24 protein-coding genes and 1 pseudogene are annotated in these 19,767 nt (G+C 31.0%); 4 read left to right on the top strand and 21 right to left on the bottom strand.

Annotated elements, in window-relative coordinates:
* Positions 1-21: 21 nt before the first annotated feature.
* The 18 genes from E0K96_RS04730 to E0K96_RS04815 all read right to left on the bottom strand — a co-directional run bounded on the left by E0K96_RS04730 (position 22) and on the right by E0K96_RS04815 (position 13,503).
* Positions 22-1,452 (bottom strand): polysaccharide deacetylase family protein, encoded by a 1,431-nt coding sequence (locus E0K96_RS04730; protein WP_168081571.1) that lies wholly within the window; start codon positions 1,450-1,452, stop codon positions 22-24.
* A gap of 61 nt (positions 1,453-1,513) precedes the next feature.
* Positions 1,514-2,293, bottom strand: coding sequence for an N-acetylmuramoyl-L-alanine amidase family protein (locus E0K96_RS04735; RefSeq protein WP_168081573.1), 780 nt, complete (start codon positions 2,291-2,293; stop codon positions 1,514-1,516).
* A gap of 98 nt (positions 2,294-2,391) precedes the next feature.
* On the bottom strand, positions 2,392-2,700 hold the full coding sequence (locus E0K96_RS04740) for a PTS sugar transporter subunit IIB (RefSeq protein ID WP_168081575.1): 309 nt from the start codon (positions 2,698-2,700) through the stop codon (positions 2,392-2,394).
* Between the two features lie 87 nt (positions 2,701-2,787).
* On the bottom strand, positions 2,788-3,195 hold the full coding sequence (gene atpC / locus E0K96_RS04745) for an ATP synthase F1 subunit epsilon (protein ID WP_087296962.1): 408 nt from the start codon (positions 3,193-3,195) through the stop codon (positions 2,788-2,790).
* Complete coding sequence (gene atpD / locus E0K96_RS04750; RefSeq protein ID WP_168081577.1) at positions 3,182-4,588, bottom strand: F0F1 ATP synthase subunit beta; 1,407 nt, start codon at positions 4,586-4,588, stop codon at positions 3,182-3,184. The genes atpC and atpD overlap by 14 nt, the downstream gene beginning before the upstream one ends.
* 14 nt (positions 4,589-4,602) lie before the next feature.
* A complete protein-coding gene (atpG, locus tag E0K96_RS04755) occupies positions 4,603-5,451 on the bottom strand; it encodes an ATP synthase F1 subunit gamma (RefSeq protein ID WP_087296960.1) in 849 nt (282 codons plus the stop codon).
* A 3-nt stretch (positions 5,452-5,454) separates the two neighbouring features.
* The gene (gene atpA / locus E0K96_RS04760; protein WP_087245152.1) at positions 5,455-6,978 is read right to left on the bottom strand and encodes a F0F1 ATP synthase subunit alpha; all 1,524 of its coding nucleotides are present in this window, start codon (positions 6,976-6,978) and stop codon (positions 5,455-5,457) included.
* Between the two features lie 8 nt (positions 6,979-6,986).
* Positions 6,987-7,517, bottom strand: coding sequence for a F0F1 ATP synthase subunit delta (locus tag E0K96_RS04765; protein WP_168081579.1), 531 nt, complete (start codon positions 7,515-7,517; stop codon positions 6,987-6,989).
* Positions 7,517-8,020 (bottom strand): F0F1 ATP synthase subunit B, encoded by a 504-nt coding sequence (gene atpF / locus E0K96_RS04770; RefSeq protein WP_129737553.1) that lies wholly within the window; start codon positions 8,018-8,020, stop codon positions 7,517-7,519. The genes E0K96_RS04765 and atpF overlap by 1 nt, the downstream gene beginning before the upstream one ends.
* A 37-nt stretch (positions 8,021-8,057) precedes the next feature.
* Entirely contained in the window at positions 8,058-8,300 is a 243-nt protein-coding gene (atpE, locus tag E0K96_RS04775; RefSeq protein WP_087296957.1) for an ATP synthase F0 subunit C, read from the bottom strand.
* 57 nt (positions 8,301-8,357) lie between these two features.
* Positions 8,358-9,023 carry a F0F1 ATP synthase subunit A gene (locus tag E0K96_RS04780; protein WP_087245156.1) on the bottom strand — a complete coding sequence of 222 codons (666 nt, stop codon included), beginning with the start codon at positions 9,021-9,023 and terminating at the stop codon, positions 8,358-8,360.
* Entirely contained in the window at positions 9,024-9,389 is a 366-nt protein-coding gene (locus E0K96_RS04785) for an ATP synthase subunit I (RefSeq protein WP_168081581.1), read from the bottom strand.
* A 163-nt stretch (positions 9,390-9,552) separates the two neighbouring features.
* Positions 9,553-10,176, bottom strand: a complete 624-nt coding sequence (gene upp, locus E0K96_RS04790; RefSeq protein ID WP_168081583.1) for a uracil phosphoribosyltransferase — start codon at positions 10,174-10,176, stop codon at positions 9,553-9,555.
* Positions 10,177-10,290: 114 nt separating this feature from the next.
* The gene (locus E0K96_RS04795; protein ID WP_168081585.1) at positions 10,291-11,532 is read right to left on the bottom strand and encodes a serine hydroxymethyltransferase; all 1,242 of its coding nucleotides are present in this window, start codon (positions 11,530-11,532) and stop codon (positions 10,291-10,293) included.
* A 2-nt stretch (positions 11,533-11,534) separates the two neighbouring features.
* The gene (rpiB, locus tag E0K96_RS04800) at positions 11,535-11,975 is read right to left on the bottom strand and encodes a ribose 5-phosphate isomerase B (RefSeq protein WP_087245160.1); all 441 of its coding nucleotides are present in this window, start codon (positions 11,973-11,975) and stop codon (positions 11,535-11,537) included.
* Positions 11,972-12,574 (bottom strand): L-threonylcarbamoyladenylate synthase, encoded by a 603-nt coding sequence (locus E0K96_RS04805; RefSeq protein ID WP_168081587.1) that lies wholly within the window; start codon positions 12,572-12,574, stop codon positions 11,972-11,974. Before E0K96_RS04805 ends, rpiB begins: the two co-directional genes overlap by 4 nt.
* A 109-nt stretch (positions 12,575-12,683) precedes the next feature.
* Positions 12,684-12,890: a hypothetical protein gene (locus E0K96_RS04810; RefSeq protein ID WP_168081589.1), complete on the bottom strand. Its 207-nt coding sequence runs from the start codon at positions 12,888-12,890 to the stop codon at positions 12,684-12,686.
* A gap of 46 nt (positions 12,891-12,936) precedes the next feature.
* Positions 12,937-13,503 (bottom strand): GNAT family N-acetyltransferase, encoded by a 567-nt coding sequence (locus E0K96_RS04815; protein ID WP_168081591.1) that lies wholly within the window; start codon positions 13,501-13,503, stop codon positions 12,937-12,939.
* A gap of 66 nt (positions 13,504-13,569) precedes the next feature.
* On the opposite strand from E0K96_RS04815, the gene E0K96_RS04820 reads away from it, so the two are divergent.
* Complete coding sequence (locus tag E0K96_RS04820; RefSeq protein WP_240924434.1) at positions 13,570-14,532, top strand: alpha/beta hydrolase; 963 nt, start codon at positions 13,570-13,572, stop codon at positions 14,530-14,532.
* A 52-nt stretch (positions 14,533-14,584) separates the two neighbouring features.
* Here E0K96_RS04820 and E0K96_RS04825 read toward each other — a convergent pair whose 3' ends face one another.
* Positions 14,585-15,136 carry a DUF5714 domain-containing protein gene (locus E0K96_RS04825; protein WP_087305194.1) on the bottom strand — a complete coding sequence of 184 codons (552 nt, stop codon included), beginning with the start codon at positions 15,134-15,136 and terminating at the stop codon, positions 14,585-14,587.
* A 218-nt stretch (positions 15,137-15,354) separates the two neighbouring features.
* Positions 15,355-16,716, bottom strand: coding sequence for a PTS sugar transporter subunit IIC (locus E0K96_RS04830; protein WP_240924436.1), 1,362 nt, complete (start codon positions 16,714-16,716; stop codon positions 15,355-15,357).
* A gap of 297 nt (positions 16,717-17,013) precedes the next feature.
* Between E0K96_RS04830 and E0K96_RS04835 the strand changes: the two genes are divergently transcribed.
* The 3 genes from E0K96_RS04835 to E0K96_RS04845 all read left to right on the top strand — a co-directional run bounded on the left by E0K96_RS04835 (position 17,014) and on the right by E0K96_RS04845 (position 19,294).
* Positions 17,014-17,739 (top strand): glucosamine-6-phosphate deaminase, encoded by a 726-nt coding sequence (locus E0K96_RS04835; protein ID WP_168081595.1) that lies wholly within the window; start codon positions 17,014-17,016, stop codon positions 17,737-17,739.
* A gap of 123 nt (positions 17,740-17,862) precedes the next feature.
* Positions 17,863-18,441 (top strand): RDD family protein, encoded by a 579-nt coding sequence (locus E0K96_RS04840; RefSeq protein ID WP_087305200.1) that lies wholly within the window; start codon positions 17,863-17,865, stop codon positions 18,439-18,441.
* 58 nt (positions 18,442-18,499) lie between these two features.
* Positions 18,500-19,294: a MurR/RpiR family transcriptional regulator gene (locus tag E0K96_RS04845; protein ID WP_168081597.1), complete on the top strand. Its 795-nt coding sequence runs from the start codon at positions 18,500-18,502 to the stop codon at positions 19,292-19,294.
* Between the two features lie 22 nt (positions 19,295-19,316).
* On the opposite strand, the pseudogene E0K96_RS04850 reads toward E0K96_RS04845, so the two are convergent.
* Positions 19,317-19,767, bottom strand: a pseudogene (locus E0K96_RS04850) (M17 family metallopeptidase); the annotation flags it as partial.

The following is a 19,767-nucleotide window of genomic DNA, read 5'->3' on the forward strand; positions in this document are numbered from 1 at the left end:
CAAACAATATCATGTCTGACTTTAATTATTAACCCCATGATGTGGAGTAAATGATGTATCATCTATTCCTTTAAATGTATAACCTAATTTTTGATAATGTTCTATAATTTTTGGTAAAGCTTCTACAGTTGTTGATTTCGCAGCTGTATCATGCATTAATAAATTAATATTTTTAGCTTTACTTTGGGTTGCATTTTTCACAATGACAGAAACAGGTCTGTTATTTCCACCAGCATCTGTTGAATCTGCATTCCAGTCATAATATTGATATCCTCTGTTTTGAACTTCAGTAACTAATGTTGTCATCAGACCTTTGCAGTATGTTGCCGATTTAGTATTAGAACTTCCACCAGGGAAACGAATATATTTAGGTACAAACCCAATTTGTTCTTTAACCATTTGCCCAATTTTATTTAAATCATCAAAATAAGCATCCATTGATGAATAAACTTCCTTATAATCATGACTATAGGTATGTAATCCTATCGTATGTCCTTTTTCATAAGCTTCTTTAATATACTTATTACATTTTTTATTGTTACCAGTCACAAAGAATGTTGCTTTCACATCATATTTTTCCAATATATCAATGATTTTCTTTGTATTTTCAGATGGCCCATCGTCAAATGTCAAATATATAATTTTTTCTTCATTAGAAGGAATAGCCTTTGATACAACCTTTTCAAGTACTTCAATTTGTCTTGCAAAAACATTTTCATTTCCACTTCTATCTTTAACAGTATATTTAACTGTATATGTTCCTGTTTTTTTCAAATTAACATCGCTGGAATCAACAGTAATTTTTGGATTAGGATCTCGATTATCTTTAGCAGTTAAACCTGAAAGATAATCAACATCTCCATTGACTTTTACAGTCAAATCATGTAATCCTGTTAATTCTGGTTTTTCAGTATCCTTGACAATATTGACTTCTATCTCTTTCTCTGTTTTATTGCCACCTTCATCTTCCACAACAACAGTGACATTTTGTTTACCTTCTTTTGTAAAATCATAATCTTTTTTAAAATATGCTTTTGTTTTTGTTGCATCTTTAATGTCTGAAACAACATCTTTAACATCTACTTTCATACCAACATCTATATCTAAATTTTTAACATTAAAAGTAGGTGCATGTGTATCTACAACTTTTACAGTTAAATCATATTTTTTATCATTTAATGCATACTGGATGGTATATTCACCTAATTTTTTTGTATCCACTTGACTTGCATCAACTTTTACATCGCTGTTTTTATATTTTCCATGTATCTCTTCTATATAAGAAGTTGGATCAATACTTTCATTTATTTCTACTTCAACTGGATTTTTCTTAAATGCAATCAAAGGTTTATTAAACATTTTAAAGATAAAAAACACAACTGTAATAATACATAATATTCCAACCAATAATATAGCTTTTTTCTTTATATCCTTTTTTAATTTTAGACTCATATACAACACCTTTCCACGCTTTTCATGATATCAAATTGTTTTGAATTTCTTGTGGATATTTCTACTTATTTGTATTATTTTGTGCTGAATCTTTTAAAAGATAAGTTTGAACTTCATCAATAATTCCATTTGCTATAGCTTCTCCCATTTTTTGTAATTTTTCATTATCACTTAAATAACTATAGTCATTTTTATTATTAAGATATCCCATTTCAATCAAAACAGAAGGTACTGTATTATCTCTTAAAACTTGTAGAGATTTCCCTCCATCTATAATACCTCTGTTTTTTGAATAATTTAATGTTTCCATATGTTTTCCAATATTTTGAGCTAATGATTCGCTCTCATTATTTTTTTTATAAATTTCAAATCCAGAAACTTCATCAGATTCATCAAATGAATTCACATGAACAGATACAAAATAGTGTGCATTATTTTCAGCACTTGTTGCTGCTCTTTTCTTTAAATCTTCTATTTTATTATTTGATAAAGAGACATCACTTTCTCTTGTATATATAGCCTTAATATTTGCTTCTTCTAAGGCTTGACCAATTGCTTTTGCAGTTGTTAATGTTATATCCTTTTCTAAAACATCATTGACATTAGCGCCTGGATCCCAATCTCCATGTCCAGCATCTAATACAACTGTTGCTATATATTCTTTTACTTTTTCTTCCTCTTTTTCTTGGACAACTTCTTGTTGAACTTCAGGTTCTAATAAAGAAGAAATTGTATGAATCATCCAAGATGCTCCTTTATAAATACCAAAACATATAACTAATGCTAATACACAAACAATAATCACTCTATCTTTTCTAATTCTTTTCTTTTTTCTAACCACTTTTTCACTTCCTTTACAATCGTTGTTATTTTATCATTTTTTGTCGTATAATCAAATGTTTTCCATAAAAAAATCATACTGACTCTCATCAATATGATTTATTTCTTTGATTCTATAAGTTGAATAGCTTCATCAAGAACCTTTTTCCCATTCATCATCCCATAATCTTTCATATCAATAACGGCAATAGGTTTATTTTCATCAAATAATGAACGAATATGTTCTTCCTGAAAACGAACTTGAGGTCCTAACATGATTGCATCAGCATCTTGACCATATTGAACTGTATCTGCAATTGGTCTGGCTTCAATATCAACATTTAATTGTCTTTCTTTAGCAGCAGTTAACATTCTTTCAACTAACAAACTTGTTGACATTCCTGCTGAACATACTAATAAAATTTTCATAAACATTCCTCCATGTATTATGATAACAATTTCAAAGGAAGTTGTAAAATTTTTTAATCAGTTTTTGAAAAAAACATAGAGTTAACTCTATGTTTGATGTGTTGTTTTCACATTTATTCTTGTTATTGCTTTTTTCAATGCAATTTCAGCACGTAAAACATCAATATCCTGTGGTGTTTTTAAACGATCCTCTGCTCTCTTTTTAGAATTTTGAGCACGTAATAAATCAATTTCATCACTTGATTCAATAGCACTTGTGATAATAGTTGTATCTTCTTCACCCACATAAACAAAACCACCTGCAATCGCAAAATAATGTTTATCATGATGAGAATCAACATAGTTCATTTCTGATATATCTATGCTACTGGCTAGAGGAATATGATGGGCAAGTATACCAATTTGCCCTGTTGTTGTTCGTAGATTTAGCATTTCAACATCTACTTCCTGATAAACACCTTTAGGTGTTACAATCTTTAATTTAAATGTTGCCATCTGTTAAAGTTTTTGCTTTCTCAACTGCTTCTTCAATAGATCCGACATTATGGAAAGCCTGTTCAGGTAAATGATCCCATTTTCCTTCAAGAATTTCTTTAAATCCTTGAATTGTATCTTGTACACGAACATATTTTCCTTCTAATCCCGTAAACTGTGAAGCAACAGTAAATGGTTGTGATAAATAATTACGAACACGTCTTGCTCTAGCAACTGTGACTTTATCTTCTTCACTTAATTCATCCATACCTAAAATGGCAATAATGTCCTGTAAATCCTGGAATCTTTGAAGAATCTGTTGAACACCATGAGCAACTTCATAATGTTCTTTTCCGACAATCAATGGATCCAATGCACGTGATGATGAATTCAATGGATCAACGGCTGGATAAATACCCAACGCAGCAATAGAACGATCTAAGACAACTTTTGCATCTAAGTGAGCAAATGTTGTTGCTGGAGCAGGGTCAGTTAAATCATCTGCCGGAACATAGACAGCCTGAACTGATGTAATAGACCCTTTCTTTGTCGATGTAATACGTTCCTGTAATTGTCCCATTTCTGTAGCTAAAGTAGGCTGATATCCTGCTTGTGATGGAACACGTCCTAACAATGCTGACACTTCTGAACCTGCCTGAGTAAAACGGAAAATATTATCAATAAACAATAAGACATCCTGATGTTGTTCATCTCTAAAATATTCTGCCATTGTCAATCCAGTTAAACCTACTCTTAAACGTGATCCTGGCGGTTCATTCATTTGTCCAAAGACAAGTGTTGTTTTATTTAAAACGCCACTTTCCTTCATTTCATAATACAAATCATTACCTTCTCTTGAACGTTCTCCAACACCTGCAAATACAGATAAACCACCATGTTGCGAAGCAATATTATTAATCAATTCTTGAATTAAAACTGTTTTTCCAACACCGGCACCACCAAATAAACCAATCTTTCCACCTTTGATATAAGGACAAATTAAATCAATAACTTTAATCCCTGTTTCTAAGATTTCTGTTTCTGTTTTTTGATCAGCATATGTTGGAGCATTACGATGAATTGGCATTTTTTGAATATCTGAAGGTAATGCCTCTTTTTCATCAATCGGTTGCCCTAGTACATTAAACATTCTTCCCAATGTTTCATTTCCTACTGGTACACAAATAGGATGTTGTGTATCTTTGGCTTCCAAACCTCTTTTTAAACCATCAGTAGACCCCATCGCAATACAACGAACCACATCATCACCAATATGTTGTGCGACTTCTACTGTCAATAATTCGCCATTATTATCAATTTCAATAGCAGTATTTAATGCTGGTAAATGTCCATCATCAAAAGCAATATCAACAACTGGACCTACCGCACGTACGATTTTTCCTATATTTGACATGCTGCACCTCCTTATTAAGCATTGGCTCCTGCTACGATTTCACTAATTTCATTCGTAATAGCACTTTGCCTTGCCTGATTATATTTCAATAATAATTCTTCTATTAAATCTTCTGCATTATCTGTAGCATTTTCCATAGATGTTCTTCTTGAAGCATTTTCACTTGTCACTGATTCTACCAAATATCCATAAATAACTGACTGTAAATACATAGGTATCAAATCATTCAAAACAGCTTCTGGACTTGGTTCAAATAAAGTCGCTTTTTTGGTTAAAGTCATATTTTCAAAATCCTGTGTATGAACAGGCAATAAATCCATCACACATGGCTGGAATGTCAAGTTATTAACAAACTTTGTATAAATCATTTGAATACTTGCAATCTCTTGATTTTGATAACGTTTTGTTAATTCATGAACAAGTCTAATAACATCTTTAAAATCTAATGTTGAATTTAATTCTACATATTGTGAATGATAATCAATATGATGATGTGCTAAATAGCTTGCACCTTTACTACCAATCATATAAATTTCATCATCTGGCTTTAAACATTCAACCATGGTTTTAAAAACATTTGCATTATAACCACCACATAATCCTAAACTTGACGTTACAATAATATAAATATGTTTTCCTGCCTGATTTTCTATTAAATATGGACTTTCCACCATACCTTTATTGCTTTCTAAGATTTGTCCTACTGTTTCTTGAATTTTACTATAGTAAGGTCTTAATTCATCCATCTGATTTCTTGCTTTTCTCAACTTAGAAGTTGCGACAAGCTGCATTGCTTTTGTAATTTTCTTTGTTGATTCAACGGATTTTATACGTCTTTTAATAGACTGCATATCATTAGCCATAAACTAACCTTCCTTATTCACTTTTAAGAAATTTTCTACAAAAGCATTCATGACATCTTTCATTTTTAAAGATAATTCATCGCTAATTGATTTTTGTTGTTGAATATCTGTTATCATTTCAGGATGTTGATTTTGAATATTTTGATAAAGTTCATCCATGAATTGATTGATTTTAGCAACTGGAATTTGTTTTGTATAACCATATTTTAAAGCAAATAATGTAATAACCTGCTGATCTACACTACGTGGAGAATATTGAGCCTGTTTTAAAACTTCTCTCACTCTTTGTCCATGTTCCAAAGTTGCTTTTGTCGCAGCATCCAAATCACTACCAAATTGTGCAAATGCCTGCATTTCACTATATTGTGCAAGTTCTAATTTTAAAGAGCTTGATACTTGTTTCATAGCCTTAATCTGTGCTGATGAACCAACACGGCTGACAGATAATCCAGTGTCAATAGCTGGTCTTATTCCTGAGTTAAATAAATCCTGTTGTAAGAATATCTGTCCATCTGTAATAGAAATCACATTTGTTGGAATATATGCTGAAATATCCCCTGCCTGTGTTTCAATAATTGGTAAAGCTGTAATTGATCCTCCACCATGTTCATCATCTAAACGACAAGCTCTTTCCAGTAATCTTGAATGTAAGTAGAATACATCACCTGGATAAGCTTCACGTCCTGGTGGTCTTTTTAATAATAAAGAGACTGTACGATAAGCAACCGCATGTTTAGATAAATCATCATAAACAATCAAGACATCTTTACCTTCTTCTAGCCATTCTTCTGCCATAGCACATCCTGCATAAGGTGCAATATATTGAACAGGAGCTAATTCACTGGCCCCAGCAGATACAACTGTTGTATATTCCATTGCTCCACCTTGACGTAATTTTTCAACAATTTGAGCAACAGTAGAATTCTTTTGCCCAATAGCAACATAAATACAATAAATATTCTGTCCTTTTTGATTTAATATTGTATCAATCGCAATAGCTGTCTTTCCTGTTTGTCTATCACCAATAATTAACTCACGTTGACCTCTACCGATAGGAATAATTGCATCAATACATGTAATTCCTGTCTGAAGTGGCTGATCAACAGATTTTCTTGTCATAACACCTGGTGCAATTTTTTCAATAGGACGTGTATGCTGATAAACAATTTCTCCTTGTCCATCAATAGGTTGTCCTAATGGATTGACAACACGCCCTAATAATCCATCACCAACAGGAACTTCAATAATTCGTCCTGTTCTTTTGACTTCATCGCCTTCTTTGATAGAACCTTCATCACCAAGTAAAACAGCACCTACAGCATCTTCTTCTAGATTCATAACCATTCCATAAACATCACCAGGAAATAACAACAATTCTCCTAACATGGCATTATCTAAACCATGAATCAATGTTACACCGTCACCTACTGTCATAACAGTTCCAACATCTTTTGATTCTATTTGATCTGCAAAATGTTTAATCTGTTCCTTAATTAACGAACTAATCTCATCTGGTCTTAAATCCACACTTTCACCTACTTTCTTAATAATTCCTGTTTCAATAATCCCATCTTATAAGATATAGAATTATCATATACATGATGATCAATCTCAACTTTAATTCCACCAATTAAAGATGGATCGATCGCTTGTTTTAATAAGACTTTCTTGTTTGTCTTCATAGACATGGCTTCTTGAATTTTTTCTATTTCTGCTTGAGAAAGTTCATAAGCACTCCATACTTTTCCAACTTGAATACCCAAGTATTCATAACATAAATTTTGAAATTGATGACAAATCAAAACAATATATTTGATTCTTCTTTTTTTAATCAGCAATAAAAGAAATTGATAAACATATGTTTCAATTTGTCCTTTTAAGCATTGATTCAATACCTGATATTTATCTTCATCATGAATCGCAACATGACTAAAAAACTGTAAAATACTTTGATCATGAAAGATATCTTCAACTTTCTCCATATCTTTTTGATATGTTTTGACAGCATTTTCCTCTTTTGCTAAAGCAAATAATGCTTCAGCATATCTTTTTGCAATGGTATCCATTAATGAACAACCTGATCAACAAAATCTTCTACCATTTGTTGATTTTCCTTTGAATTCATTTCTTTACTCATTACTTTTGTTGCTGCCTCAATAGCTATATTAACCATTTCTTTCTTCATGTCTTCTCTAGCCTGTTGTTTTTCAACTTCAATTTCTCTTTCTGCCTGTTCTAGCTTACGAGCAGCTTCTTCTTTTGCCTTTGCAACTAAATCTTCATGAATTTTTAAAGCATCATTTTTAGCCTGTTCAATAATATCATGATACTCTTTGGCAGATTGACGTGCCTGTTCTTCACTTTCTAACATAAGCTGCTTTGCTTTTTGCTGAGATGTTTTTGCATCCTGAATTTGTGATTCGATAAAATCAGCACGTTTTTGAAAATACTTTTGTGTTGGAGCCCAAAAGAACTTTCTAAAAATAATCAATAAAACAGCTGTGGATAATAATTGAATCACGATTGTCGCAAGATTAGGGAATAATTTCCCTGCAACATCAATACTCATTGTATGCCTCCCTTCTTATAAAAAGCCAATCACCTTTTTATAAATATAAAGCTGGGAATACGAAAATTAAAATAATTGAAATCAATAATCCATAAATAGCAACTGTTTCAGTTAATGCGATACCTAAAATCATCATTGTTCTGATTTTACCTTCAGCTTCTGGATTTCTACCGACTGCTTCAACTGCTTTACTTGCAGCAATACCTTCACCAATACCTGTACCTAAACCTGCACATACTGCAATTCCTGCAGCGATTGCAACTAAACCTAAATCTGTCATATTTTATTTACCTCCATTATATTTTTTTAATTATCAAAACTATATTTATAGTTAAGATCAATCTTCATTTTCCATCATGATTAATATAGATGAAATTGTTACAAACACTAATGTCTGAATAACACCAGCAAATAAATCAAAATAAACATGGAACACTGGCGCAATAACTGGTCCTAAAAAATTAACTGTCGTTGGAATAATTAAACTTGATAACCAACCTGTAAACTGATAAAGCAACGACATTAAAATACTACCACTTAAAATATTACCAAAAATACGGAATGATAACGATATTAAGGGAGCTATTGTTCCAAAGATATTCGTTGGTGGCCAAACATTACCCTTAATATATTCTTTAATTCCTTTTTTTCGAATTGCGTTAAACTGTATCAAAACAAATGTAATAATTGTCATAGCCAACGTAATAGAATAATTGGATGTTGGTGCATCAAAACCAATTAATCCACTAATATTAGCCACGATCAGATAACAAAACAGCATTGCAAAATAAGGATAATAGTTCTTTTCAAAGCGACTAGGCATAATTGATTTAAAATAGTTATAAATCATTTCTACACCTGTTTCAACGACCAGAACTAAACCTTTAGGTCTTTTGGTTGCATCTGCTAATGCAATCTTTCTTCCTGCATAAATAAAAAAGACTGCTAACATGGCCATGATAATTAAAGAAAATATCAATTCTGTCTGAATCACTATATGCATCTATTTCATCTCCTTTCTTGTTTTTAAATTTAACCAATGAATTGTGATAGGTGTAATCAAATAACCAAAAAACACACTCAAAAGATGAACGTATTCTTTCCATATAACAGCTATCATAAATCCTACAATCATCAAAAATAATTTTAACATAAACATCAATATAATTAATAAAATATGATGTCCTTCCTGTAAAATTGTATGACTAAATTTAATCGTCAATATAAAATTGATATAACAAATTATATATCCAATAATGACTCCTAAAGGATAGGCTATATTCTTCAATATTAAACCTATCAAACAAAAAAAGAGCAACATGATTAAAAAGATTTTTTTAGACTCTGTTTGAACATCTTTTTCATTCACATTGCTCACTCCTTATTTTAACACTATCTTGATTATACCGTGGATAATCAAAAATAACAAATCTTTTGATTACAAGATATAGTTCAAAAGTCATTTTTTTTTAGTATTTGTCAAGATAACTTAAATCATACCATTATTCACACTATACAATTTTGACATATAGCTAATCTGTTCCAAACAAACGATCTCCAGCATCTCCTAATCCTGGCACAATATAGCCTTTATCGTTCAGTTTCTCATCTAGTGCTCCAACAATTAAATCCACATCAGGATGCTCAGTTTCAATCACCTGAATACCTTCTGGAGCAGCAACAAGACAAGCAAATTTAATATTTTTAGCGCCTCTTTTTTTAATGTTTGTAATAGCAGCACAAGCACTGCCACCTGTTGCTAACATTGGATCGAGGACAATCACATCAGCTTCTTTTAAACATGAAGGAAATTTAGCATAATATTCCTCTGGCTGTAAGGTTTCTTCATTTCTTGACATTCCTATATGTCCAACTTTGGCTGTTGGTATAATTGTTTTAAAACCATCAACTAAACCAAGACCTGCTCTTAAAATAGGAACCAAAACAATAGGACGGACTAATTTTTTACCAGTCATAGAACATATTGGTGTTTCAATTTCAATATTTTGTAATGGTAAACTCTTTGTCACTTCATAAGCCATTAACATCGCAATTTCATCTAAGTTCTGTCTAAATTCTTTTGTGCCTGTTTCTTTATTTCTCATAATCGTTAACTTATGATCAATAAGAGGATGATTTAAAATAATTGTTGCCATTTCTAATCCCTTCTTTCTTTCATTTCTAGTATCATTATATCAAATTATCCCTATAAAGCCTATCTTTATCCATCTTCATGATCAATAATCAAAAAAGAGAAGATTAAACTTCTCTTATTTCAAATATGTTTTATCTTGATACATTGTCACTTTATCAGTTAATGCTTTTACTCTTTTTAAACATTCTTCTTTAACACTATCTGTTTCTTCATTTTTTAAACGATACGCTATAATTTTACCAACTTCTCTAAAATCATTTTCATCAAAACCTTTTGTTGTCATCGCTGGTGTTCCTACACGAATACCACTTGCTTTAAAAGGTTTCTCAGTGTCAAATGGAATCGCATTTTTATTAGCTGTAATATGAATTTCATCAAGCAATCTTTCCGCTTTTTTTCCACTCATACCACAACTTGCTTTAACATCAATTAAAATTAAATGATTATCCGTTCCATCAGCCACTAATCTAAATCCTTCTTCTTTTAAAGATTGTTCTAATGCTTTGGCATTTTTTATAATCTGTTTCGCATAATCTTTAAACTCTGGTTGTAAAGCTTCATAGAAACATGCGGCTTTCGCTGCGATAATATGCATTAATGGACCACCCTGCATACCAGGAAAAACAGCTTTATCAATCGCTTTTCCTAATTCTTCTTTACACATAATGACACCACCACGTGGTCCCCTTAAAGTTTTATGTGTTGTTGTTGTGACAACATCAGCATAAGGGAAAGGTGAAGGATGTAAACCAGCAGCAACTAAACCAGCAATATGTGCCATATCTACCATAAATAAAGCACCATTTTCATGAGCAATCTTGGCCATATATTCAAAATCAATAATTCTTGAATAGGCACTTGCTCCTGCAACAACTAACTTAGGTTTGATTTCTTCGACTTTTCTCTTATATTCATCATAATCAATCGTTTCTGTATCACGAGAAACACCATAACTATAAAATTCATAATTGATTCCTGAATAATTGAGTGGATGTCCATGTGTTAAATGTCCTCCATCAGCAAGTGACATTCCTAACACTTTATCCCCATGATTTAATAATGCCAAATAAACAGCTGTATTGGCTTGAGCCCCACTATGAGGCTGAACATTTGCATATTCACAGCCAAATAATTCCTTTAAACGATTGATTGCTAAAGTTTCGACTTCATCTACAAATTGACATCCCCCATAATATCTCTTACCTGGATATCCTTCTGCATATTTATTTGTTAAAACACTTCCAGCTAATTCTAATATTTCTTCTGATACAAAGTTTTCTGAAGCAATTAACTCAATATTATTTCTTTGTCTATTTAATTCTCTTTCAACACTTTCAAAGACTTGTTCATCTCTCATCTTTACTCACTCTCCAAAGCCATCATTTTGGCAATTCTTTGATCATGTCTACCACCTTCATAATCAGTATGTAGCCACGCATTTAAGATTTCTAATGCTAAACCTTCTCCAATCACTCTTTGTCCCATTGCTAACATATTTGTATCATTATGAGCTCTTGTTGCTTTGGCACTGAACACATCATGAACTAATGCACAACGAATACCTTTGACTTTATTACATGTAATAGAAACACCAATACCTGTTCCACAAACGACAACACCTTTTTCACATTCTCCATTTGCGACAGCTTTGGCAGCTTTGGCAGCATAATCAGGATAATCACAGCTTTCCTCATTATATGTTCCAAAGTCTACAACTTCATATCCTTGTTTTTTCATTTCTTCCATTAATACATTTTTTAAACGATATCCCCCATGATCACATGCAACTGCTATTTTCATTTTATTGCCTCCTCTATCTGTTCTTTTGTTATTTTTCCAGCTCTTAATATTTTGATTTCATCTTGACTCACGTCAACAACTGTACTGGCAATGTTATCAGATGTTTTACCATCAACGACTAAATCAATACGTCCGTCCAATTGATTCAATACTTCTTGAGTTGAAGTTGTATTTGAATGTTGAGATAAATTCGCACTTGTGACTAACATAGGTCCTACCTTTTTTAATAAAGATAAAACAAATTCACTATCTGGAATACGTATTCCTATGGTTGATTTTCCATTTGTCATGATATCACGAACAGATTCTTTTTTCTTAAAAATCAACGTAATCATTCCAGGCATAAATTGATCAATCATCTTTTGTGCCTGTGGACTAATGTAAGCATACTGAGAAATATCTGCTTTATCCACAACCATCAAAGTAATCGCTTTAGAATAATCTCTATTTTTTGCTTCCATTAAACGCTCTAATGCTTCTTCATCATTAAAATGAATACCTACGCCATAAACTGTTTCAGTAGGAAAAGCAACAATACCACCTTTTTGAATCACATCACAAATTTCATTCATTTGATTTTCTAATACAACTTTTGTCATCTTCATCACCTTAGCTGATATTCTAACACAAATGCCTTTAAAATTATACAAATATCACTTGAAAATAAAAAATAGGCGATAGATTCTTTATTTTTCTATCGCCTTATTATTATTCTTTTGAAATATTTTTAAGTTCTTTAATCCAGTCCATACCTTTTTGAATCACTTTCCAATAAAATAATCCTAAACCCCAAATCAAAACAAACGCACCACTATAAATAAAAACTACTGAAAATGAAGAAAGCGTATATTCAGCTAATGAACCACCTAAAATCATTAAAACCCCTAGCCCAAAAATTTCTATTAACTTTTTCATAAAAATCTTCTCCTCTTATATATCATAACATAAAAATATCTAGAATTTATGAATGTTTTTGAGATTTCATTTTTCTCCATTCATCCTCTAAAATAGACATTAAAATATCATCAGCGTATTGATCTCCATCTTTGATAGCATCTCTTAGAACACCCTCATGTTTAAATCCTACTTTTTCATAAGTGTGAATGGCTCTTTTGTTGAAGGAAAAGACATCTAAAGAGATACGATGCAATTTTAAAACATCAAAAGCAAATGACAATGTCTGATTAATCATCCATGTTCCAATACCCTGTCCACGTGCTTGATGATGAAATATCGCAATTCTAAAATTAGCACTCTTCAATTCATAATCAATCTCATTAATAACACTTTCCCCTACAATATGTCCCTCAGGATCAATTAAAACAAAGTCATAACGATCCTTAGCATCTATACAGCTTATAAAAAAGTTGACCACTTCATCTTGAGTATAAGAAGATTGACTCCCTGTCAATCTCACTATATCTGGATCTATTGGATTAAAGTTGTTTTCATAATATTCCATAGCATCTTCTTTTTGTGTTAATCTTAAAATATAACCATCTTTTTGATATATGATTTTTCTTTCCATAAGTCTCACTCCCTCTATAAGTATACAATAAATGATGATTATATGAAAAAAGAACATTATTTTTTCATGAATTTATGGTATGATATTATCACTAGGAAAGGAATGATGAAATTGAAAAAGAAAACTCTTGCTTGTGCAGCTTTATTATCTGGTGCTATTGTTGGCTTTGTAGGTGTCACTGCAATTGATTTTGCCTGTCATAAAAGCACACCACTTAATAAAATGAAACCAAAAGTTGATCCACGTATTGAAAAATATCTTCCTTGGTTAAAACAACAACATTTTGAAACATGGGAAATGACTTCAAATGATGGTTTAAAACTCAAAGCCAAATTTTTAAAAGCTGATAGAGATACAAATAAAGTATTAATTGCTGTTCATGGTTATCGTTCATATAATTTAAAAGAATATGCCTATTATATTAAATTTTATCATGATCTAGGATTCCATATTTTATTACCAGATAATCGTGCTCATGGAGAAAGCGAAGGAACATATATTGGATTTGGATGGTTAGATCGATTAGATTGTATTCAATGGATTCATCAGGTTAAAGATTATTTTCATAAAGATTTACAAATTGTTTTACATGGTATATCAATGGGAAGTGCCACTGTTCTCATGGCTAGTGGTGAAGAACTTCCTAATGATGTCAAATGTATTATTTCTGATTGTGGATTTACAAGTGTTCTTGATGAATTTAAACATGAGCTTCATCAAAGACATATTCCTGCTTCTCTTGTCTTACCAACTGCAACTTTATTAAGTAAAAAACGTGTAGGATATAGCTTCAAAGAAGCTTCAACAATTGAACAAGTTAAAAAATCTAAAACACCAACTTTATTTATACATGGTGATCGTGATAATTTTGTACCAACCTATATGGTTTATGATCTTTATAATGCATGTAGTGCTGATAAAGATTTATTGATTGTTGAGGGTGCTGGTCATGCGCAAAGCTATTTGGTTGATCCTCAATTATGTGAAAGCACAATTATTGAATTTATGAATAAATACGTTAAAGAGTAAAAAATGACTGATTTTCAGTCATTTTTCTTTTAATAATAAATTCTTATATCTGTTAATGATGATAAAATGGACATCTTTCTTTGATACATTGTTGATTCAAATGAGAAAACTCACATTTTTCATCAGTATCTTCTAATAGAATACCATACGTTTCTTCAACGAATTTGATAGCTGTTTTTAACGAAAGATAAGCATTTCTTTTACAACATCTTGGTCCTCCAACTTCAGCTATGTTGCCAAGTGCTAATGAAGTCAGTTTTAAATTATCTTTATAATATTCATTATCTGATAAAGGTGTTGTCTGATGAATAATCGCTAAAGCTGCACCAACAGAAGAACTTGATCCACAAATTCCCCATTGTCCACAAGTTGCTCCTGGCATTTTCTTTCCTCTGACTTCTAGTTCATCTAAGGCTTTTGGAAAATCAAATTCAACTCCTACATTATGCATAGCAGTCAAAAAAGCATATCCATCAATAATATGATGAACAGGTCCATGAATTGGTATATTTTCAATTTTCATCAATTTCTTCACAATTTTTATTGGATTTTGACTTGTTTCTTTTAAACATATATCTTTGATTATTTGCATATTTTCATCCATAAATCTCACCTCTCTCTTTATTGTATATAAACATTCTTAGACATTCAATAAATTCAAAAAGAAAAAGTTGTATATGTACAGTAAAACAAATCATAAATATCGTTCGATTTCTAAAACGAATATCAAAAAACAAACAATACCTGAAGAGCTTTTATTGAATTAAAAAACCGTACAAAAAGTACGGTTATAATGTGTGTTAGTCGTTTATCTTCTTTTGATTATGAATTTGCTTTTGAAGCTTCTTCTTCTAATTTTTGTTTTTCCATTAATTTAAAGAATGGATAATATAAAACCATATCTAATATAATTAATCCAATAACCATAAATGCCGCTTTAATATCCATACATCCTAATGCAGCTCCTAATGGTGCTGGTGTTGTCCATGGTGTTTCAATAACACCTTTACCTACCCAATTAACTGCCATTAAACCATAAGCAATAATAGAGTTAACAACTGGTACAAATATAAATGGTATCATCATCAATGGATTTAATACCATTGGTAAACCAAAGATAATTGGTTCGTTAATATTGAATATTGCTGGACCTATAGATAATTTACCTAATGTCTTTAATTCTACTGATTTAGATCTTAATAACAACAGACATAATCCTAAAGTGGCACCTCCACCACCTAATGTAATAACATAAGACCAGAATGGTTGCGTAAAGAAATGTACAATAGGTTCACCTGCACTAAATGCAGTAATATTAGCCATTAAATACATTTGCATAAATGGTAATCTAATTGGTTGAGTAATACTTGCACCATGTAAACCAAAGAACCAGAATACTTGTGCAATAATAGTAATTAAACAAATACCTACTAATGAATCTAATCCTGATACTGCAGGTGCCAATATTGTCATAATCATACTTGGTAATAATTCACCACTAAAGTTTTGTACAATTAATGATATTACATAGAAAATTATAACACATACAAATAAAGGAATAATTGCATCAAATGATGATGTAATTGCAGGTGGTACCCCTTCAGGCATTTTGAATCTAATGTTCTTATTAAGTAAGAAGCGCATAATTTCTACACAGCCTATAGAACAAATAATTCCTGTAAAAATACCTTTAGCATCCAAGAATGTTGTTGGAATATAACTTCCTGCTTGAGTTAACATATCAGTTACAGCAGTTCCTTCTTGAATCACACTAGCTGGAACAGCAGACATAGAAGGTGCAGATACAATTAAAAATACTGCAGTAGTCACAATAGATGCATTCAATGGTGCCATATCGTATCTTTTTGCAAGATTATAAGAAATTGCAAAACATACAAATAACCCCATTAACGCCATTGTCATGTTGTAAGGTACTTGTAAAGCTGCTTTATATGTTTGAGCCCAATTATACCAACCCATCAACATGTCACTAATAAATCCCCAGTTTGGCAATGTATCTGGAGTAAATGGCGGTGTTGAAATAATTAAACAAACCCCACCTAGAATAGACAATGGAATTGCTACAACCATACCATCACGAATAGAAGCCAAATGAATTTGGTTTCCCAACTTATTAGCTACAGGGACTAAGGTACGATTCGCAAGTTCATTAAACTTTTCCATAAAATTCATATCAATCTCCCCTTTCATTTAACTGTTTTGATTATATAAAAAAACACAAAATTTGACACCATTTTTCCATATAATTGAAAACATTTCCAACTTTTGGAAATATATTGATTATTATAATTATAATCATATATAATATTATAATTGTTTTTGTATATTTAACAAATTTAATCGAAAATTTGTATTATTTTCTTAAATTGTTGATTGACAAAATAAATATATAATCTATAATGAGTGGTGTGTGTTAGTGTTATCTTCTTATGATATACAGATTCATAAGGAGGAAAAAATATGAAATTAATTATTGAAGAATCTGAAAAGAAAATGAGTGAAAGTGCAATGCACATCTTATTAGGAGCTATGATGCAAGATAAGAGAGTTAATATTTCTTTAACAGCAGGTCGTTCTCCTAAAATGCTTTATCAAATGATGATTCCAGAAGTTAAAGATCAAGATAAGTTTAAAAATATTCATTATTATCTATTTGATGAAGCTCCATATCAAGATAAAAAATATGGTCCTAACTGGGATGAAATGCAAGAATTATTTTTCAAAGATGCACATATTCCAGAAGATCATATTCATACAACGACTATGGAAAACTGGGAAACTTATGATTGGGATATCAGAGAACATGGTGGTTTAGATGTGATGTTAATTGGTTTAGGTTGGGATGGACATTTCTGTAGTAACTGTCCAAGATGTACACCAATGGATAGCTATACTTACCCTATGGATAGAAAAACAAAAAATGCTGCAAATCCAACTTATCCAGCAAAAGAACATCTTCCTATCACATTATCTATGGGACCAAAAAGTTTGATGAGAGTTAAACATCTTGTTATGATTGTAACTGGTAAAGAAAAAGCTGAAATTTTAAAACAAATGTTAGATTCGCCAATTTCTGATGAATTACCATCTACTATTTTAAAACTTCATCCTAACTTTACTATTATTTGTGATAAAGATGCTGCTTCTCTATTAGATATGAAAGATTACCCAGAACATAGAATGTAATTATTGATGACTATAAACTCTGCAAAGTTTATAGTCATTTTTTACGTATATACTTTCCAAATTTTGGAAAAATAAAAAATAATATATTTATATTTGATATAATCATGTTATGGAGTGATGATTATGTCAAAAAAGAAAAAACAAAAAATAAAACCTGAAACAAAGATGGATATTATAGAAACAAGAGTAAGAAGATGTGTTGCAATGATTATAGATTGGTATATTACCCATATGATTGTTGTTATACCTATAACATTTTATTTAAGAGATGGTGATTATTTAAAGCCATATATGTTTGATTTATCACACTATTCTTTCTCTATCGGTTTATTTTTAGGTCTATTTGGAATATTTGTAGGTGTTTTCTATTATATAGTTATTCCTACATATCTTTGGAAAGGTCAAACAATTGGTAAAAAAATATGCAAAGTCAAAGTTGTTACTGAAGAAAGAGAAGATATAAATTTAGCATGTATGTTAAAAAGAGAACTGATTGGATCAACTCTTTTAGAAGGTGGTATTGTTGTAACAAGTTCATATATTAGAAAGCTCATTGAATTTTTTGGATTTATGCAAGTTGCTCAAATTCTTCAATATATTGCCTATGGTTTAACACTTATTTCTATTATTTATGCTTATTTTAATAAAAAATCACAATCTTTTCATGATAAGATAGCAAAAACAATAGTCATTAAAAATTAATGTTGTGAAATCCCTTTTCTACATGATATAATCATGTCAAATTAAGGAGGGATTTTTTATGTTTAATCTCGTTATCATACTTTTATCAACAATTAATAGTGAACCTAAAGATTCTAATAATTATAAAATAGCAAAATTCTTAATAGAAAACATTAGGAATCTAGAGGATTTCTCTATATCTGAACTTGCAAAAACATGTTATGTTTCTAATTCTAGTGTTTCACGTTTCTGTAGAGAGATTGGCCTTAATGATTTTAATTCTTTAAAAACCCAAATAGCAAAAATTCCTCTTGAATACCAGCATGCACATCATAAATTTGATTTCAAAAGTTTTGATGAACAAAGTTTATCTAAATCATATACTTTATCAGTTATAGATAATTTAAATATGCTTTATTCTACAGAATTAGATAAACAGATCAAAGAGCTCGTTATTGATATATATCAATATAAACACGTTGCTGCATTTGGATATATGCATTCTCAAAATGTTGCCTTAAATATGCAATATGATCTTCAAACAAGTGAGAAAATGATTTTTACAAGAATTAAATTTGCTGATCAAATAGATTACATATCTCATTCTCATGAAGATACTTTAATTATCATTTTTTCTGATACAGGAACATATTTTAATCGTGTTTTCTCTAGAACAATACCTTTTAAAAATAATAAATCTAAACCTAAGATTGTCATGATAACATCTGCTGATAATCTTAATCTTCCTTATGTAGATAAGTATATTTGTTATAAAAGGAGAAAAGATTATTCTAGTCACCCTTATGCGCTGACTATGATTGCTGATATGATATGTATAGAATATTCTAACTACATACAACAAAAGAATACTTAAAAACCGAGAAAAATCTCGGTTTTTATTTACTAAACATATTAACAACACTTCTTATCATAGCTCCTGTTGCACCAGTACCATCATTGTCCGCTGTTCCTGCAATATCTAGGTGAATCCATTTTGTACCTTCTTCTACAAAAGCATTCAAGAAATTAGCCGCAATGCTTGCTCCTGCACCAGGTTTTCCCATAGAATTTTTGAAATCTGCGCTATTTGATTTAATTTTTGCGAAATATTCATCATCCATTGGTAATCGCCATCCCTTTTCATCCGCTGCTTTCATAGCTTCTTCAAATTCTTGATAATAGGCATCATCATTAGCGAAAACACCTGTATAAACATCTCCTAAAGCAGCTACGCATGCTCCTGTAAGAGTCGCTAAATCAATAAGATGACTAGCTCCTAGTCTTTGTGCATACGTGATAGCATCACATAAGATCAGTCGTCCTTCTGCATCAGTACTTACGACCTCT

The organism is Massilimicrobiota sp. SW1139, assembly GCF_012027715.1.
Classification (GTDB): domain Bacteria; phylum Bacillota_I; class Bacilli_A; order Erysipelotrichales; family Coprobacillaceae; genus Allocoprobacillus; species Allocoprobacillus merdigallinarum.

Bases quoted from the DNA above. Each gene is read 5' to 3' on its own strand.
- E0K96_RS04730 (WP_168081571.1), bottom strand. From the start codon at position 1,452: ATGAGTCTAAAATTAAAAAAGGATATAAAGAAAAAAGCTATATTATTG.
- E0K96_RS04740 (WP_168081575.1), bottom strand. From the start codon at position 2,700: ATGAAAATTTTATTAGTATGTTCAGCAGGAATGTCAACAAGTTTGTTA.
- atpC (WP_087296962.1), bottom strand. From the start codon at position 3,195: ATGGCAACATTTAAATTAAAGATTGTAACACCTAAAGGTGTTTATCAG.
- atpD (WP_168081577.1), bottom strand. From the start codon at position 4,588: ATGTCAAATATAGGAAAAATCGTACGTGCGGTAGGTCCAGTTGTTGAT.
- atpG (WP_087296960.1), bottom strand. From the start codon at position 5,451: ATGGCTAATGATATGCAGTCTATTAAAAGACGTATAAAATCCGTTGAA.
- E0K96_RS04765 (WP_168081579.1), bottom strand. From the start codon at position 7,517: ATGGATACCATTGCAAAAAGATATGCTGAAGCATTATTTGCTTTAGCA.
- atpF (WP_129737553.1), bottom strand. From the start codon at position 8,020: ATGAGTATTGATGTTGCAGGGAAATTATTCCCTAATCTTGCGACAATC.
- atpE (WP_087296957.1), bottom strand. From the start codon at position 8,300: ATGACAGATTTAGGTTTAGTTGCAATCGCTGCAGGAATTGCAGTATGT.
- E0K96_RS04780 (WP_087245156.1), bottom strand. From the start codon at position 9,023: ATGCATATAGTGATTCAGACAGAATTGATATTTTCTTTAATTATCATG.
- upp (WP_168081583.1), bottom strand. From the start codon at position 10,176: ATGGCAACAATTATTTTAAATCATCCTCTTATTGATCATAAGTTAACG.
- E0K96_RS04795 (WP_168081585.1), bottom strand. From the start codon at position 11,532: ATGAGAGATGAACAAGTCTTTGAAAGTGTTGAAAGAGAATTAAATAGA.
- rpiB (WP_087245160.1), bottom strand. From the start codon at position 11,975: ATGAAAATAGCAGTTGCATGTGATCATGGGGGATATCGTTTAAAAAAT.
- E0K96_RS04805 (WP_168081587.1), bottom strand. From the start codon at position 12,574: ATGACAAAAGTTGTATTAGAAAATCAAATGAATGAAATTTGTGATGTG.
- E0K96_RS04810 (WP_168081589.1), bottom strand. From the start codon at position 12,890: ATGAAAAAGTTAATAGAAATTTTTGGGCTAGGGGTTTTAATGATTTTA.
- E0K96_RS04815 (WP_168081591.1), bottom strand. From the start codon at position 13,503: ATGGAAAGAAAAATCATATATCAAAAAGATGGTTATATTTTAAGATTA.
- E0K96_RS04820 (WP_240924434.1), top strand. From the start codon at position 13,570: ATGAATTTATGGTATGATATTATCACTAGGAAAGGAATGATGAAATTG.
- E0K96_RS04825 (WP_087305194.1), bottom strand. From the start codon at position 15,136: ATGGATGAAAATATGCAAATAATCAAAGATATATGTTTAAAAGAAACA.
- E0K96_RS04830 (WP_240924436.1), bottom strand. From the start codon at position 16,716: ATGGAAAAGTTTAATGAACTTGCGAATCGTACCTTAGTCCCTGTAGCT.
- E0K96_RS04835 (WP_168081595.1), top strand. From the start codon at position 17,014: ATGAAATTAATTATTGAAGAATCTGAAAAGAAAATGAGTGAAAGTGCA.
- E0K96_RS04840 (WP_087305200.1), top strand. From the start codon at position 17,863: ATGTCAAAAAAGAAAAAACAAAAAATAAAACCTGAAACAAAGATGGAT.
- E0K96_RS04845 (WP_168081597.1), top strand. From the start codon at position 18,500: ATGTTTAATCTCGTTATCATACTTTTATCAACAATTAATAGTGAACCT.